The sequence below is a fragment of the Halorientalis litorea genome (assembly GCF_023028225.1).
Lineage (GTDB): Archaea > Halobacteriota > Halobacteria > Halobacteriales > Haloarculaceae > Halorientalis > Halorientalis litorea.
Map to the genome: position 1 here is coordinate 2,550,925 of NZ_CP095482.1, position 15,234 is coordinate 2,566,158.

Sequence of the window (15,234 nt, forward strand, 5' to 3'; positions counted from 1 at the left end):
GCGAAGACGCGCGAAAACGAAAAAAGCGCGGGACGCCGCCCTATTCGACGACGATAGCGCCTTTCATCCCCACGCCGCGGTGGGGGTTGCAGTAGTAGGTGACGACGCCCGTTTCCTCGAACGTCTGGCTGAAGGTGTGGCCTTCCTCTCCGACAAGTTCGCTCTCGAAGTCGCCGCCCTCTTCGGCGACGACGTTGTGGGAACCGCCCTCGCCGGTCCACTCCCACGTCACTTCGGTCCCAGTCGAGACGCGGACCGCGGCCGGCGCGAACGCGAACCCGTCCGAGCCAGCACCGACATCGACGGTCACGGAATCGCTACCAGTCATGTCCGTGACGGACCCGTCGTACTGATTCGCGTCCGAGAGGTACTCCTCGACAGCGGCGGGGACGTCGCCGCCGTCCGAGCCACCGTCGCCACTTTCGGTGGTATCAGTTTCGCCGTCACCACCTTCGGTGGTATCAGTCTCACCGTCGCCACTCTCGGTGGTATCTGTATCGCCACCGCCGTCGCCACCACCATCACCGTCGCCGCCGGAACAACCGGCAAGCCCGGCGGTAATACTCACTGCGCCGACACCACGGATGAATCGCCGTCTGTTCAGCACGTTTCTCACCACGTATTGATGTCACTATTGCACAGGGGTAAACAATGTGTTTTCGTTCTCAAACTCCGGGAAAACGCAGGGGGCGTTTATCAGTACACGACTAACGATGTAGGTATGTCAGAGCGCGCAGAGACACCACGAACTGCCGCGCCGCGTGCGACGACCGAACGGGAGTGGGAACTGTTCGTCCGCGACGACCGTGCCGACCCGCTCAGACACGCCGGGAGCGTGACCGCACCGACTGCGAACCTCGCCCGCGAACAGGCCACCCGACTGCTCGGCTGGGACGCGACCGACATCTGGCTCTGCCCGGCCGACGAAACAGAACGGGTCACCGTCGAGGAACGATGATTTCCGTCAGTAAACTCCTCTGTGACCTCGGTGCCGAGGGTGACGGCCTGCGGTACGACGCCGCCGGGGAGTCCGACCGCGAGCAGATACGGGAGCGCAAACAGCGTCGTCCGGTCGTCGTCTGGAACACCACCAAGCAGTGCAACCTCTACTGTGACCACTGTTACGCGGCCGCCGACACCGAAGTCGCGCCCGGCGAACTCTCGACCGCCGAGGGCAAGCGTCTGCTCGACGACCTCGCGGACTACGGCGTGCCCGTGGTGCTGTTCTCCGGCGGCGAACCCCTCGTCCGCGAGGACCTCGACGAACTCGTCGCCTACGCCGCCGACGCGGGGATTCGCCCCGTCCTCTCGACCAACGGCACGCTCATCACCGAGGAGCGTGCCCGCGCGCTCAAGGACGCCGGCCTGCAGTACGCGGGCGTCTCCGTCGACGGCCTCCCCGAACGCAACGACGCGTTCCGGGGGCAGGAGGGTGCCTTCGACGCCGCGCTCGACGGTATCGAGGCGTGCCAATCCGTCGGGCTGAAGACCGGCCTCCGGTACACCATCACCGATGCCAACGCCGACGACCTGACCGACGTGGTGGACCTGCTCCACGACGCCGGACTGGACCGCTTCTGCTTCTATCACCTCGATTACGGCGGCCGCGGCGACGAGATACGTGACGTGGACCTCTCGCCCGACCGGCGTCGGGAAGCCGTCGAGACGGTCTGTGACATGACCCGCGCGTACCACGACGAGGGGGAGGAAATCGAGACGCTGCTGGTCGGCAACTACGCCGACGCGGCTTATCTCGTGGAGTACGCACGCGAGAACCTCGGCGAGGCGCAGGCCCGTCGGGTCTACGAGTACCTCCGCGTCAACGGCGGTGACCCGACCGGCGAACGCGTCGCCGACATCGACTATCAGGGCAACGTCCACCTCACGCAGTTCTGGCAGGGGTACTCCCTCGGGAACGTCCGCGACCGCTCGTTCGGTGCCATCTGGGAGGACGAGTCGAACCCGCTTCTCGCGGCTCTCCGCGAGCGGACCGACCACCTCACCGGGAAGTGTGCGGACTGCCAGTACCAGTCGGTCTGTCGCGGGGGGTCGCGCCTGCGCGCGCTCTCGGTCCACGACGACCCATTCGCTCCCGACCCACAGTGTTACCTGACCGACGCCGAAATTCGGGGCGAGAACCCCGCCGTCGACACCGGACCGAACCCCGCGGACTGACCGAGGCGGCACTCCCGCCGAAACTCTCCGTCAACTCTGATTTCGCACGGTACATGTAACGACAGGCCCGAATAGATTGAATTACCCCGGTGAGAAACGTCTGAACGGAGCCATGACACTCCTTGACAAACTCAGGTCGATGGTCGGGGGCAACCGCGTACGGACGTTCACTTACGAGTGTCGCGAGTGCAGCGAAGTGTTCGAGTCGCCGATAGCGTCGACCTCACAGGTGGACTGTCCGGCGTGTGGCGCGAACGCTATCCGTGCGGCACCGGGGAAGGCAACCGCCTGACCGTCCGCCCCGCTCGTCCTCACCCGAGTCGGAGTTGCAGTCTGTCCGCCGCCTCCAGTCCCGTCTGCAGGGCGGCGTACGTGCGCCCGGTCCCGGCCACCCAGTCGCCAGCGATGGCGAGGTCGTGGCTCACCGTCCGCTCGACCAGTCCCGGGTCGATGCCACGGTCGGGGACGGCCGCCGTCCAGCGGGCGTGGTCGGTCCAGTCCGGTTCCCGTCGTCGCTCGTCGTCGAGCAACTCCGCGGCCGCCTCCCGGGCGGCGGTCCCGGCTTCGGCCGGGTCGGCGTCGAAGTTGGCCGTCGTCCACCCCGGACTCATCTGGACGACGAGTAGGCTCTCGCCCGCCGGGACGTGGCCGGGCTTGCACTCCTCGCGGGAGAGCCACCCGACCTCGTGGTCTTTGTCGGTCGACACCAGTCCGTAGAACGGGTACTCCTCCCGGAACGGGTAGTGACAGACCACGCTGTCGACGGGGCGGTGCGGCACCCGCTCGGCGGCGGCCACGAGGTCACCGCACAGTTGGGCACCCCAGTCGGCGTCCGCGATGGCACTGGCCGCCTCGCCCGCCGAGAGCGCGAGGACCAACGCGTCGACGCGTGCCTCACACCCCCCTGTCGTCGAGAGCGTCCACCCGTCGGCCCGTCGCGTGAGGTGGCCGACACGCGTGTTCTGCTCGACAGTTGCCCCGCTCTCGCGTGCGAACGCCTCTGCGATACCGCGGACGCCGCTCTCCGTCGTGTACTTCGGGGCCTGTTCTGTCCGTCCCGCCGCCGTGTTCCCGTCGGCGTCGAACACCCACACGTCTCCCTCGACGGTCACGAGATCCGAACCGACCCCCTCCGTGAGGACGCGCCGGAACCGCTCGTCGGCCCCTTTTACGAAGTTCGCGCCGTAGTCGTACGTACAGCCGCCGCGCTCGCGGGTGACCATCCGGCCACCCAGCCTGTCGCTGGCCTCGAACAGCACCACGTCGGCGTCAGCGTCCCGCAACCCGTAGGCCGCCGCCGTCCCCGCGATACCGCCGCCGACCACCCCAACCGTCGCGGTCATACCGGAACGTGTGCGCAAGGGGGCGTAAAACTACGGGAGAGTCAGTCGGGACCGACCGCATCGAGGAGGTGCAGGGCCAACGACTTGTCCAGCGGGTCGTTCGCGTTCCCGCAGTGGGGGGACTGGACGCAGGCCGGACACCCGTCCGCACAGCCACACGCCGCGACCATCTCGCGGGTCGTCGAGAGCAACGGCCCGATGTCCTCGTAGGCCCGCTCGGTCAATCCGACACCGCCCGGGTAGCCGTCGTAGACGAATATCGTGGACTGACCAGTGTGTGGGTGTACGGGCGTCGAGAGGCCGCCGATGTCGCGCCGGTCACAGAGGAGTTCGGCGGGCATCATCGCTATCGTCGCGTGTTCGGCGGCGTGGATGCCGCCCGCGAACGCCCCGTCGCTGGCACGCATCTCGGCCTCGACCGGGGCGGGGACGGTGAAGTAGAACGCCGTCGTCTCGAGCGTCGTCTCGGGCAGGTCGAGCGGGAACTCTCCGAGCGGTTCCCCCGTGCTCGCGTCCCGTCGCTCGTAGCCCGTTATCTGCTTGCGCATCGTCACGTCCGCCAACCGGAGTACGGCGTCGTCCCGCCCCGGCATCGTCGTCTCCGCCCGGTCGCGGTCCACGGTTATCTCCTTATCGTGGAGTACCGTCGTGTAGTAGTCGGCGTGCGTCCGCGAGAGGTCAGCGACCCCGTGTGTCAAATCGAGGTCGACCACCTCGTAACTCCGCCCCTGATGGTGGTAAATCGCGCCCGGGTGGGCATCCCGGAGCGCGTCGCCGAATGGTAAGTCGGCGACGGTGTCGCCGCTCGCCCGCTCGCGCAACTGCACCTGCCGGTCGTCGATGGTCCGCAGGTTCATCTCGTGTTGGGGACTGCCGCCCCCGTCGTGGAGCCACCGGATGCCCGCGTCCGTCTCACGGCGGTCGAGCGAGCCTGCCTCGGTCAACTCCGCCACGACTTCCGGGAACGTGTCGCCGAAGTGTCGGTCGTCGTCGGGTTTCAGCCACGTCTCGCGCGCCGCGGACAGGACGTGTCCGGGGAGGAGGTGGCCGTTGCTCGGGTCCGCGATGGCGTCCTCCGGGGCACCGGAGAAGAACGCCTCGGGGTTGGCCGCGAAGTACTGGTCGAGTTGGTCCTCGCCACAGACGGTGACGACGAGACTGGGGTCGGTTCCCCGTCCGGCACGCCCGGCCTGTTGGTGGGCCGCCATCCGCGTGCCGGGGTACCCGTCCAACAGCACGGCGTCGAGGCCGCCGATGTCCACGCCGAGTTCCAGCGCGTTCGTGCTCCAGACGCCGCGTATCTCGCCCGACGCGAGACCCGCCTCCACCGCCTCGCGGCGGTCGGTCGTCAGCGCGGCCTGATACGCGGTGACGCTCTCGGCCGTGTCTCGCTCGCCCCGCCGCCGGAGTTCGTCCGCGCTGTCGCTCGCGTACCGCTCGGCCGTCTGTCGCGACGGCGTGAACACGACCGTCTGGAGTCCCCGAGCGACGAGGTCGACGAACAACCGCTTGGTCTCCGTGTGGCTGGACTTGCGACGGCTTCCGCCGTGCCACCCGTCCCCCTCGTCGTACGCCGGTGGATTCCAGAACAGCCAGTGGGTCGGCCCCGTCGCGCTCTCGTCGTCGGTGACGGCCGAGAACGACGACGGCGGCCGTCCGGTGACCGTCGCCGCGTGGTCGACGGGGTTCCCGATGGTCGCCGAGCAACAGACGTACTGCGGCGACGCGTCGAACCGCTCGCAGACGCGGTTCAGCCGCCGGAGGACCAACGACACCTGACTCCCGAACACGCCGCGGTACTCGTGTACCTCGTCCACGACGACGGTTTCGAGCCGCTGGACGAACCAGTCCCACAGTCGGTGTGCGTGGGGCAAAATCCCGTAGTGGAGCATGTCGGGCGTCGTCAGGAGTACGGTCGGCTGTCGCTCCCTGACCTGCTCTTTCTCCCGCTTGGACTGGCGACCCGTGTACTGGGCCACGTCGACGCGACTGCCGAAGCCCAACCCGTGTGCGAGGTCCGCGAGCGTCTCCGTCTGGTCGTTGATGAGCGCGACCTGTGGCGCGACGTAGAGCGTACAGCCCGTGTGGTCCATCGCACGCTCGAACGCCGGGACCGTGTAGGCGAGACTCTTCCCGCTCGCCGTGTCGGTCGAAAGCACGACGTTCTCGCCCGCGCGGACCGCCTCGACGGCCGCGGCTTGGTGCCCGTACAACCGGTCGATACCCCGGTCGTCGAGTGCCGAGGCGAGCCGTGGTTCGAGTGTCAGGTCCGCGAACGACGCCGCGCTCCCCGGGATAGCCTCGTGGTGGGTTATCTGGCCCTCGTAGTACGGTCGGTCGCGGAGCCAGCCGATGGTCTCGTCCACGCGCTCGCTTGTGGCCAGACCGGCCTAACGGTTCCGCCCGCCGGCAGTCACTGGTACTGCACCGGGATTCGCTCGATGGCGACAGTCTCGGTGACCGTCGTCTCGTTCGCCAACTGGACGCCGACGACGGTCACCGCGTCCGGTCGCTCGCTCTCGGGGAGGACCCAGCGGCCGGTCACGGTGTCCGACTCGCCCGCCGGAACCACGATGCTCCCCGACCCGTCGACCTGCTGGCCGCCGGTCGTCTCGACCGTCTCGAAGCGGAACTGATAGTCGCTGTCGGCCGTGTTGTTGATTGCGAGCGTCAGTTGGAACACCCAGCCGTCGTCGCGGGCCGTGACGGACGCCGCTCTGACCGTCTCGCGCTGTGGCGTTTCGGCGAGGAGTTCGTCGCCGACGCCGACCCGGTCGGTGGCGGGCGTCGCCGTGTCGGTGGCGGTGCCCGCACCACCGTTTCCGTCCCCGTTGCCGCCGAGCAGGGCGTCACCGAGCAAGCCGGCGAAGGTGACGCCCTCGATGACGACGATGAGGACGATGCCGATGAGTATCATCAGCCGTACCAGCCGCTTGCGGTCCACGTCGCCCGAATCGGCGTCGGCAGTGTGTCGTGACACGGTTGTAGTCGAGAGAGGGGGGTATCAGACCGGGACGGGCGCGCTCCCGCCCGCGAAGATGCCGTCGGCGACAATGCTCGCGACGGGCGGTCCGTAGGTCAGCAGGACCAGCACCACTGCGATGGCAATCCACAATTTCATGTTGTCGAGCACCCGCGGGCTGTCGTCGGCCGACGAGAGCGGCTTCGGAATCCGCCCGTTGACGCGGATGCGCTCGCTCCGCGGGCCGAGCCACGTCGTCGCAATGACGTAGAGGAACATCGCCAGCGAGACGGTCAGCAGGACGCCGCCGATGGCGATCTGCAGTCGCATCTCCGAGACGCCGCCGACGACGCCCTCGAAGGTGATGCCCTGCGAGGGGTACTGCGGTTCGGCCGTCCGCCGGGGCACGCCGGCGAGGCCCGCCCGGTGCATGGCGTTCGACATCAGGAACATGCCGATGAACCACACGTAGGGCTGGATAGACGCGATCGTGTAGTTACGGATGCGTTTGCCCGTGAGCTGTGGCAGGAGCCAGTAGGTGATGGCCATGAACGTCAGTGCCGACGCCGTCCCGACGGTGAGGTGGAAGTGGCCGGGCACCCACAGCGTGTTGTGGATGAGGTAGTTGATGTTCATCCCGGCGTTTATCATACCGGAGAATCCGCCGGCCGCGAACATCAGGCCCGCGAGCGTACAGCCGGAGAAGGCGGGGTTGTCCCACGGCAGGTTCTTCAGCCAGCCGAACAGGCCGCCGCCGCCGTTCTGCCGTGCCCCGTGTTCGATGCTCGCGACGACGGTGAACGCCGTCAGCAGGCTCGGCAGGAGCAGGAACATCGTGTTCGTCATCGCGACGAACTTGAAGCCCTCGGGGATGCCGGGATCGACGTACTGGTGGTGAATCCCCGTCGGTGTCGACAGGAGCAGGAACAGGACGAACACGACGCGGGCCAGCGGGTCCGAGAACAGCCGACCGCCGGAGAGTTTCGGCAGGATGGTGTACCAGATTAGGTACGCCGGCATCAGCCAGAAGTAGACGACCGGGTGACCGAAGTACCAGAACAGCGTCCGGGTAAAGAGCGGATTGACCTCCGAGATGAGGCCGAGCGACCACGGGATGAGGAACACGACGACCTCGATGGCGATGCCGACGGTCGCGAGGTACCACATCAGGAACGTGGTCAACACCATGAACGTCTGCAGCGGAATCCGCTCACCGGCGTTTTCGGCCCGCCAGTCGCGGTACATCAGGAAGTAGTTCGCGCCCGCAATCCACGACCCGACGATGATGAGTGCCGCCCCGATGTAGAAGATGGGGTGGGCCTGCATCGGCGAGTACATGGTGTAGAGGACGTCCGCAGAGGCGGGAATCTGGTCGACGAGGCCGCCAAGAATCGCCGTCCCCGCGAGCACCGTGCCGAGTAGTATCATCGAGAACCACGTCACGGCCAGCCGTGGCCGCGGGAGGTCCATCTCCAGACTCTGCGTGACCGCCCACGTGAACAGGCCGGCGATGAAGAACGTGGTGAACACGAGCACGAGCAGGACGCCGTGGCCCGTCAGGACGCTGTAGTAGTCCGAGGAGCTAACGAACCCGCGGAAGACACCCGTCCGGTGGAGTGCCTGTATCATCCCGAACAGGCCGCCGACGCCGAGGGCACCGAACGCCACGAGGAAACACCACCGCACGATGCGGGCGGCACTCGGGTAGCGGTCTAGATACGCCGACCGTTCCTCGGGCGGCGTCGCGTACTCTTCTCCAGTCTCCGTGTCCGTCGCAGTATCGTCTATCGTTGCCATGTCATTCACCCACCGTCATCGTGCTATTGAACTGCGACTGCGGCACCACCTCGATGGTCCCGGCCATCGTGTGGTGGGCCGCGCCACAGTACTCGTGACAGACGATGCCGTACTCCCCGGATTCGTCGAACTGGGTCGTGAACTGGGCCACCTGACCGGGGATGACCATCGTGTTCACGTTGGTTCCCACAACCGAGAAGCCGTGGACCACGTCGGGGCTGGTCACGTAGAACGTGACTTCGGACCCCGCCGGCACCTGTATCGGCTCCTGCGTTCCCGGTTCGAAGAGGAACTGTCGTGCGACGACGTGGGCGGTGTACTCGTCCTCGCCCACTTGTCTGACACCCGGCGACTTGAAGTTGGCCTGCTCGTAGTTTCCGTCGGCCACCGTCTCGGGGTCGATTGTGCCGCCGTCGTCGTCCATCATCGCTACACCCGGTCCGACTGCACCGTACGCGACGGTCGCGATGAGACCGACGATGAGCACCAGTCCAACGCCCAGCCAGAGTTTCTCGAATCTGTGTATCTCCATCTCTCTCTCACCCGATTATCGTTGGTCCGTTGCCGAGGAACTCGACGAAGTACATGAACACCCACATCAGCACGAGGATGAGGAAGTACCCCACGATGAGACCTGCCGTCCCCATGGGGTCGAAGTCGTCGTGTTCGAGTGTCTCGACCGGTTCTGAGTCCGGCGTCTCGGCCGTCACGGTCCGTGTCTCCTCGGCCTCGATGCGTTCGAGTTTGTCCGCCGCTTCTCCCGCGCCCGCCGCCTCGGGTTCGCCGAGGCTGTCACGACGGGACCGGAGGAACAGCGCGAACACGATGGGCGAGGCGACGCCGAGAACGATGGCACCGACCAAGCCAGTCAGCTCCGGCGTGAACGTGAACTCCCCGCCTTCCTCGCCCGCGCCGTCTCCCTCGCCGCCACCGCCACCACCGCCGGCGGTCGGGTCGACGACGAGCGCGCCTTTCATCCCGAGCGCCCGGTGTGGATTACAGTAGTACGTGATGACGCCGGGTTCCTCGAACGTCTGCTCGAAGGTGTACCCGGCCTCCTCGACGAGGTCACTCTCGAAGTCGGCACCTTCCTCGGCGACGACGTTGTGCTGGCCACCCTCTCCGGTCCACTCCCAGACGACCGTCGTCCCGGGGGTGATGCGCACCGCTGGTGGGTCGAAGGCGAACCCGCCGCCGTTGCCCTGCGAGCCGACCGCTATCGTCACTTCGTCTTGGCCCCCGCGGTCGACCGTCTCGCCGTCGTAGTTGTCGACGTTCGAGAACCAGTCGCCGTACTCGGCGGGGACGGGTGTGCCGCCACCGCCACCACCGCCGCCGTCGCCGTCGCCACCGACGACGACGACGCCTTTCATCCCGAGCGCGCGGTGCGGGTCACAGTAGTACTTGACGACACCCTCGCTCTCGAACGTCTGCTCGAAGGTGAACCCAGCCTCCGACGTGAGTTCGCTCTCGAAGTCGCCGCCCGCTTCGGCGACGACGTTGTGCTGACCGCCTTCGCCGGTCCACTCGAAGACGACAGTCGTTCCGGGGTCGACGCGGACGGCGGGCGGGCCGAACGCGAACGCGCCGCCGTTGCCCTGCGTCCCGACGCCCACCGTGACCTCGTCCTGTCCGGTGGCGTCGGTGACGCTCCCGTCGTAGTTGCCGACGTCGGCCATCCACCCGTCGAAGCTACCGTCCTGTGCCACTGCCGTGCCTGTCACCCCGGCACCGAGTGCGGCCGCCGTCGCGCCACCTGCCGCGGCGCGGAGGACGGACCGCCTGCTCGGACCGGGTCTCGTGTCGGAGTCGTTCATATCTCGTCCGTCACCTCCGTCGTCGATAGCCCGTCGCGCCCGGCCACCGGTCCCGAACGCCGACCGGCTTCCCGGACGTACTCGTACCCACGTCGCTCCATACTCGGCGAAAACCGAGTAAGAGACATAAGGGCCATCGTCGGTTCTCACTTGATGAGAACTAGCTGATAGGGTTTTTGACCGTGGCGAGAATACAAAGCGTATGGATTTCAGACCGCAACTACTCGCGGGCGTCGGACTGGTTGCACTCGTCCCCGTCGTGGTGTTCCTCGTCGCACGGGGTGAGAGCATCGTCGCGTTCTCCGTCGTGAACACCCTGCTCATCGTCGCGAGCCTCTACTACATGCTCTCGCCCGTGGAGGGCGGCCACGACAGCCACGCCACACACTGACGCCACTCGATGTCCACATGCACCCTCTGTGACCTGCCGACACCGGACCCACCGGTCACCGCCGGGTCCGTCGACGGCCGGTTCTGCTGTCGAGGGTGCCTCGAAGTAGCGCGTACGCTGGACGACCCCGGCGAGACCGACCCGGAACAGGCACGGGATGCCGTCGCCGGGGATGGGTCGCGAGTCGACGATGCCGACGGCGAAGAGACTTTTTTCGCCGTCGAGGGCATGCACTGTGCGACCTGTGAGGCGTTCGTCGAGGGGCGGGCGACGGACGACGAGGGTGTCCTCGCTGCCGAGGCGAGTTATCCCTCGGATATGGTCCGGGTCGTCTACGACCCCGACACCGTCGCCGAGGACGACCTGTTCGACTTGCTCTCGGGCACGGGCTACCGCGCACGCCCCGTCGAGGAAGACACCCGGACAGAGACGGAACTCTCCGGACGACTGCTGGTCGGGGGCTTCTTCGGCATGATGGTGATGCTGTGGTACGTGCTCTTCCTCTACCCTGCGTACTTCGGCGTGGACTCCGAGACGCTCCTGCTCGATGTCCACGGAGCCGCCGGTGCGTACCTACTCGGGAACGCCGCGGTCATGTCCGGCGTCGTGCTGTTCTACACCGGCTACCCGATTCTGCGGGGGGCCTACGTCAGCCTCCGGGCCGGACAACCGAACATGGACTTACTCGTCGCGCTGGCCGCGACGACGGCGTACGTCTTCAGCGTCGCGACGCTCCTGACCGGCGGGGTAGAGGTGTACTTCGACATCTCCGTCGTCGTCGTGATGGCCGTCACGCTCGGCGGCTACTACGAGACGCGCGTCAAGGAGCGTGCCGCCGGTCACCTCACGGACCTCACCGAACAACGGGTCGGCGAGGCACGGCGACGAACGCCCGACGGCACCGAGAAGGTGGCCGTCGACGACCTGTCGCCGGGCGACGAACTCCTCGTCAGGCCCGGCGAGCGCGTCCCCGTGGACGGGCACGTCGTCGAAGGGACGGCCGCCCTCGACCGCTCGCTCGTCACCGGCGAGTCCGTCCCGGAGCGGCGGAGTGAGGGCGACGAGGTAGTCGGCGGCGCGCTAGTCACGGACGGCGCGCTCGTCGTCGCCGCCGAGGGGACGGAGAGTACCCTCGACAGACTCCTCTCGCGGCTCTGGACAATCCAGAGTTCCCGGCCCGGCGTGCAGCGACTCGCCGACCGACTGGCCACCGTCTTCGTCCCGCTGGTCGTCGTCCTCGCCCTGCTCGCGGTCGCGGTTCACCTCGCACTCGGTGCGACGCCGACCGGCGCGTTGTTGACCGGGTTGGCCGTGCTGGTCGTCTCGTGCCCGTGCGCGCTGGGACTGGCCACACCGCTCGCCGTCGCCTCCGGCGTGCGGTCGGCACTGAACCGCGGCATCGTCGTCACCGACGGGTCGGTGTTCGAGACGGCCACCGAGACGGACGTGGTGGCGTTCGACAAGACGGGGACGCTCACCACGGGCCGCATGCGCGTCGTAGAGACGGTCAGACACGACAATGGCATCGCCGGCGACGGTGGCCACGCGGTCACGGCCCCGGACCCGCTGGCCCGTGCGAGTGCTGTCGAGCAGTTCTCGGACCACCCATTGGCCGACGCCGTGACCGACCACACCGCGCCGCCGGACCTGCCCGTGACCGACTTCGAACGCCACCCCGGACGGGGCGTGAGCGCGACTGTCGACGGAGAGCGTGTGGTCGTCGGCACGCGCGAACTGCTGGCGGCCGAGGGCCTGTCGATTCCGGCCACCCTGCGAGCGGACTACGAACGGGCCGGCGACGCTGGGCGCGTTCCGGCACTCGTCGGATGGGACGGCCGGGCACGCGCGCTAGTCGTCGCCGCCGACGAGCCACGACCCGAGTGGGAGCGTGTCGTGTCGGACCTCGCCACAGAACGCGACGTGGTCGTCATCACCGGCGACGACGAACGGGCCGCCGAACGGTTCCGGAACCACGACGCGGTATCGGAGGTGTTCGCGGGCGTCCCGCCGGAGGCGAAGGCCGAAGTCGTCCAGCGACTCCGCGGCGAGGGGACCGTCGCGATGGTCGGCGACGGGAGCAACGACGCACCGGCACTCGCGGCCGCAGACATCGGCATCGCACTGGAGAGTGGGACGCGACTAGCGGCCGACGCCGCCGACGTGGTGGTTACGACGGACGACTTGGCGACTGTGCCGTCGGTGTTCTCCATCACCCGGGCCGCCCGCCGCCGGATTCGACAGAACCTCGGCTGGGCCTTCTGCTACAACGCGGTGGCACTGCCGCTGACGATGGCCGGTCTCATCAACCCGCTGCTGGCCGCCGTCGCCATGGCGTCGAGCAGTTTGCTGGTCGTGGGCAACTCTGCCCGGTCGTGTGGCGACGCCGCCACGGAACGAGACAATCAAGACGGTCAGCCCGTAACTACCGACTAATGGACAGACGCACTTACCTCCGAACCGTCGCGGGTGGCCTCGCCGCCGGCACCGTCGGAACTGCTGGCTGTTCGGCACTCGATGGGTCGAGCAGTGCCAACACGACGCTCTCGCGGCCGGAACTGGACGCCGAACCCTCGGCGTACCCGTATCCGGAGTGGAGCCAGCCGATTCCCGAGGTAACCCTCCCAGCCGCACTCTCGGACCGGCAAGTGACCACCACGGACGTCGACACGCCGTTGGCACTGACGTTCATATACACCACCTGCATGACTGCGTGTCCAGTGCTGACGCTCGCGCTCACGAAGGCACAGGAGCGTGCAATCGAGGGGGGCTGGGCCGAGGACGTGACGTTCGCGGAGATAACCTTCGACCCGGACCGGGATACTCCGGCGGCGTTCCGGCAGTACGCCGAGGACCGGAACATCGAACTCGACACCGGGACGTGGCACTTCCTCCGGCCCGAATCCACTACGCGGGCGCGAACAGTCGTCGACGAGGAGTTCGGCGTCCCGTTCCAGCGGACGACACCGGAGGACATGGACCAGTACATGTTCACGCACAGCACCCTGATACTCCTCGTGAACGCCGACGGGTACGTCGAACGGGCCTACCGTGACGGCCAGCGCGCCGGCCGCCAACTCCCGGACCACCTCGAACGCATCGCCACCGCCTGATGTCCCTCCCAGTCCTCCTCCAGTCCGGCCTCGCGGACCCGGGGACTGGTGTCAGCCTCGCGGTGTTCGCCGCCATCGGCCTCCTCGGCGGCGCGCACTGTCTGGGGATGTGTGGCCCGCTCGTGACGCTGTACGCCGACCGGATGGCGCGGGGTGACGGCGGAACGACGGCGACGGCCCGGGACCGCCGGGGCCAGTCCCGTGTCGGCTGGCACGACATCCGCCAGCACCTCCTGTTCAACCTCGGGCGGACGGTGAGTTACGCCGCAATCGGGGCGGTGATGGGCGCGCTCGGAGCCGTGCTGTTCGACGCGGCGGCCGTCGCCGCCATCGCTCGGCCGGTTCGGGCGGTCACGGGACTGGCCGTCGGCGTCGTCATCGTCGCGGCGGGACTGGGCTACCTCGTTCGAGGCTCTGTCGGCCACGGGAGTTCGATTCCGGGCCTCGGACGGGTGTTCTCGCGGGCCTACGGTCTCGTCACCGACCGCGTCGACGACTGGGTCGGCGGCCCGCGCATCGTCGGCTTGGGGATGGTCCACGGCGTCCTCCCCTGTCCACTGCTGTATCCGGCCTTCCTCTACGCGGTGGCCCGTGGGTCGCCCGTCGAGGGGGCACTATCGCTCGCAGTGTTGGGGCTCGGGACGGTGCCGACGTTGTTCGCCTACGGGACCGTGTTCCAGTCCGTGAGCGCGCGGACCCGCGTCCGCCTGCACCGGGTGTTGGGCGTCGCGTTCCTCGTGCTGGGATATCTCCCGCTCTCACACGGGCTGATGCTCGTCGGTATCGACGTGCCGAGAATCCCTGTACCGGTGTATCAGCCGTTGGGGTGAGGTCCGGCCCTGCTCACCGCGCGTACAGCGAGTAGACGATGACGGCGAACCCGAGCGCTGTCATGCCGCTCTCGATGATGATGGCCGACGAGCGCGGTGCATCGAGTGCGAGGTCGAAGACGCCGGCGAGCAACGCCCCGAGTGTCACGAACGCGAACCCGAGGGCCAACAGGCCCAGCGGCCGGGCGTCGGTTCGGCGGTACGCCGAGTATGCGAAGTAGGCGATAAGTCCTCCCAACAGGAGCGTCACGGTTTTGAGCGCGACGATAGCCGAGGGGACGTGCACGAGTGGATACATCACGTTTCTTTACGCACCTCCGACCACAGGTCTTGTAGCCGTTCGTCGGCGGTCCGTGCGACCCGACTGACGCCGACCTCGAACTCCCGTTCCTCCGAGAGCCTGACGACGACTTCCTCGAAGTCGACGGCGTACTGGCTGGCGTGTTGCCCGTCGGAGCGTATCTCCATGCCCTCACGGAGGAGTGACGCCTCGGTCAACAAATCGAGCTTTCGATAGGTCGTCGAGAGGGGCACGTCAGCAGCCTCGGCGATTTCCTCGGCCGTCATCGGTTCGTCGAGACTCCGCACGATGACCCGACACTTCGGGTCGTCGAGCGCGTCGAGGATGGACTGCAGATTTGGCCCTTCCTCGTCCGCGAACGGGTCCCGGACCATATATCGAACCCTGACAGACGGAGCTATATAACCGCACCGACACGGTCCGTCACATCCGCACCGACGCGGCTCGCTTCGGTCGTTCTGTGGAACATGTTCGCCGACCGTCGTGGCTCGCCGATTATCGGTTCGCT

General features: G+C 67.4%; 16 protein-coding genes. 7 read left to right on the forward strand and 9 right to left on the reverse strand.

Going from position 1 to position 15,234, the window contains the following annotated elements; translation table 11 throughout:
• Nucleotides 1-40 precede the first annotated feature (40 nt).
• A complete protein-coding gene (locus tag MUG95_RS13620) occupies nt 41-568 on the reverse strand; it encodes a halocyanin domain-containing protein (protein ID WP_247008712.1) in 528 nt (175 codons plus the stop codon).
• A 153-nt stretch (nt 569-721) separates the two neighbouring features.
• On the opposite strand from MUG95_RS13620, the gene MUG95_RS13625 reads away from it, so the two are divergent.
• The 3 genes from MUG95_RS13625 (at nt 722) to MUG95_RS13635 (ending at nt 2,467) form a co-directional block, all read left to right on the forward strand.
• Nucleotides 722-958: an Htur_1727 family rSAM-partnered candidate RiPP gene (locus MUG95_RS13625; RefSeq protein WP_247008714.1), complete on the forward strand. Its 237-nt coding sequence runs from the start codon at nt 722-724 to the stop codon at nt 956-958.
• Nucleotides 955-2,175 carry a TIGR04347 family pseudo-SAM/SPASM protein gene (locus MUG95_RS13630; RefSeq protein ID WP_247008716.1) on the forward strand — a complete coding sequence of 407 codons (1,221 nt, stop codon included), beginning with the start codon at nt 955-957 and terminating at the stop codon, nt 2,173-2,175. Before MUG95_RS13625 ends, MUG95_RS13630 begins: the two co-directional genes overlap by 4 nt.
• A gap of 112 nt (nt 2,176-2,287) precedes the next feature.
• Complete coding sequence (locus MUG95_RS13635; RefSeq protein ID WP_247008718.1) at nt 2,288-2,467, forward strand: zinc ribbon domain-containing protein; 180 nt, start codon at nt 2,288-2,290, stop codon at nt 2,465-2,467.
• A 19-nt stretch (nt 2,468-2,486) separates the two neighbouring features.
• Here MUG95_RS13635 and MUG95_RS13640 read toward each other — a convergent pair whose 3' ends face one another.
• From MUG95_RS13640 to MUG95_RS13665, 6 genes are read right to left on the reverse strand one after another with little or no spacing between them, the layout of a single operon-like run.
• Entirely contained in the window at nt 2,487-3,518 is a 1,032-nt protein-coding gene (locus MUG95_RS13640) for an NAD(P)/FAD-dependent oxidoreductase (protein WP_247008720.1), read from the reverse strand.
• Nucleotides 3,519-3,559: 41 nt separating this feature from the next.
• Entirely contained in the window at nt 3,560-5,884 is a 2,325-nt protein-coding gene (locus tag MUG95_RS13645; RefSeq protein WP_247008722.1) for a DEAD/DEAH box helicase, read from the reverse strand.
• 47 nt (nt 5,885-5,931) lie between these two features.
• Nucleotides 5,932-6,498, reverse strand: a complete 567-nt coding sequence (locus MUG95_RS13650) for a hypothetical protein (RefSeq protein ID WP_247008724.1) — start codon at nt 6,496-6,498, stop codon at nt 5,932-5,934.
• A gap of 24 nt (nt 6,499-6,522) precedes the next feature.
• Complete coding sequence (locus MUG95_RS13655; RefSeq protein WP_247008726.1) at nt 6,523-8,277, reverse strand: b(o/a)3-type cytochrome-c oxidase subunit 1; 1,755 nt, start codon at nt 8,275-8,277, stop codon at nt 6,523-6,525.
• 1 nt (nt 8,278) lies between these two features.
• Nucleotides 8,279-8,809 (reverse strand): cytochrome c oxidase subunit II, encoded by a 531-nt coding sequence (locus MUG95_RS13660; protein WP_247008728.1) that lies wholly within the window; start codon nt 8,807-8,809, stop codon nt 8,279-8,281.
• 7 nt (nt 8,810-8,816) lie between these two features.
• A complete protein-coding gene (locus MUG95_RS13665) occupies nt 8,817-10,094 on the reverse strand; it encodes a halocyanin domain-containing protein (RefSeq protein ID WP_247008730.1) in 1,278 nt (425 codons plus the stop codon).
• A 202-nt stretch (nt 10,095-10,296) separates the two neighbouring features.
• Here MUG95_RS13665 and MUG95_RS13670 point away from each other — a divergent pair, with 202 nt between their 5' ends.
• The 4 genes from MUG95_RS13670 to MUG95_RS13685 are packed head-to-tail and all read left to right on the forward strand — an operon-like array spanning nt 10,297 to nt 14,425.
• Nucleotides 10,297-10,485 (forward strand): DUF8131 family protein, encoded by a 189-nt coding sequence (locus MUG95_RS13670; protein ID WP_247008732.1) that lies wholly within the window; start codon nt 10,297-10,299, stop codon nt 10,483-10,485.
• Nucleotides 10,486-10,494: 9 nt separating this feature from the next.
• Entirely contained in the window at nt 10,495-12,918 is a 2,424-nt protein-coding gene (locus MUG95_RS13675) for a heavy metal translocating P-type ATPase (RefSeq protein ID WP_247008733.1), read from the forward strand.
• Nucleotides 12,918-13,595, forward strand: coding sequence for an SCO family protein (locus MUG95_RS13680; RefSeq protein WP_247008735.1), 678 nt, complete (start codon nt 12,918-12,920; stop codon nt 13,593-13,595). The genes MUG95_RS13675 and MUG95_RS13680 overlap by 1 nt, the downstream gene beginning before the upstream one ends.
• On the forward strand, nt 13,595-14,425 hold the full coding sequence (locus MUG95_RS13685; RefSeq protein ID WP_247008743.1) for a sulfite exporter TauE/SafE family protein: 831 nt from the start codon (nt 13,595-13,597) through the stop codon (nt 14,423-14,425). The genes MUG95_RS13680 and MUG95_RS13685 overlap by 1 nt, the downstream gene beginning before the upstream one ends.
• 13 nt (nt 14,426-14,438) lie before the next feature.
• Here the strand turns inward: MUG95_RS13685 and MUG95_RS13690 are convergent, their stop codons facing one another.
• Together MUG95_RS13690 and MUG95_RS13695 are read right to left on the reverse strand one after the other, a co-directional pair.
• Complete coding sequence (locus MUG95_RS13690) at nt 14,439-14,723, reverse strand: DUF7521 family protein (protein ID WP_247008744.1); 285 nt, start codon at nt 14,721-14,723, stop codon at nt 14,439-14,441.
• The gene (locus tag MUG95_RS13695; protein ID WP_247008746.1) at nt 14,723-15,100 is read right to left on the reverse strand and encodes a winged helix-turn-helix domain-containing protein; all 378 of its coding nucleotides are present in this window, start codon (nt 15,098-15,100) and stop codon (nt 14,723-14,725) included. The genes MUG95_RS13690 and MUG95_RS13695 overlap by 1 nt, the downstream gene beginning before the upstream one ends.
• Between the last annotated feature and the right edge of the window lie 134 nt (nt 15,101-15,234).

Coding starts and splice junctions, on each gene's coding strand:
- MUG95_RS13625 (WP_247008714.1), top strand. CDS start 722: ATGTCAGAGCGCGCAGAGACACCACGAACTGCCGCGCCGCGTGCGACG.
- MUG95_RS13630 (WP_247008716.1), top strand. CDS start 955: ATGATTTCCGTCAGTAAACTCCTCTGTGACCTCGGTGCCGAGGGTGAC.
- MUG95_RS13635 (WP_247008718.1), top strand. CDS start 2,288: ATGACACTCCTTGACAAACTCAGGTCGATGGTCGGGGGCAACCGCGTA.
- MUG95_RS13640 (WP_247008720.1), bottom strand. CDS start 3,518: ATGACCGCGACGGTTGGGGTGGTCGGCGGCGGTATCGCGGGGACGGCG.
- MUG95_RS13655 (WP_247008726.1), bottom strand. CDS start 8,277: ATGGCAACGATAGACGATACTGCGACGGACACGGAGACTGGAGAAGAG.
- MUG95_RS13660 (WP_247008728.1), bottom strand. CDS start 8,809: ATGGAGATACACAGATTCGAGAAACTCTGGCTGGGCGTTGGACTGGTG.
- MUG95_RS13665 (WP_247008730.1), bottom strand. CDS start 10,094: ATGAACGACTCCGACACGAGACCCGGTCCGAGCAGGCGGTCCGTCCTC.
- MUG95_RS13670 (WP_247008732.1), top strand. CDS start 10,297: ATGGATTTCAGACCGCAACTACTCGCGGGCGTCGGACTGGTTGCACTC.
- MUG95_RS13675 (WP_247008733.1), top strand. CDS start 10,495: ATGTCCACATGCACCCTCTGTGACCTGCCGACACCGGACCCACCGGTC.
- MUG95_RS13680 (WP_247008735.1), top strand. CDS start 12,918: ATGGACAGACGCACTTACCTCCGAACCGTCGCGGGTGGCCTCGCCGCC.
- MUG95_RS13685 (WP_247008743.1), top strand. CDS start 13,595: ATGTCCCTCCCAGTCCTCCTCCAGTCCGGCCTCGCGGACCCGGGGACT.
- MUG95_RS13690 (WP_247008744.1), bottom strand. CDS start 14,723: ATGTATCCACTCGTGCACGTCCCCTCGGCTATCGTCGCGCTCAAAACC.
- MUG95_RS13695 (WP_247008746.1), bottom strand. CDS start 15,100: ATGGTCCGGGACCCGTTCGCGGACGAGGAAGGGCCAAATCTGCAGTCC.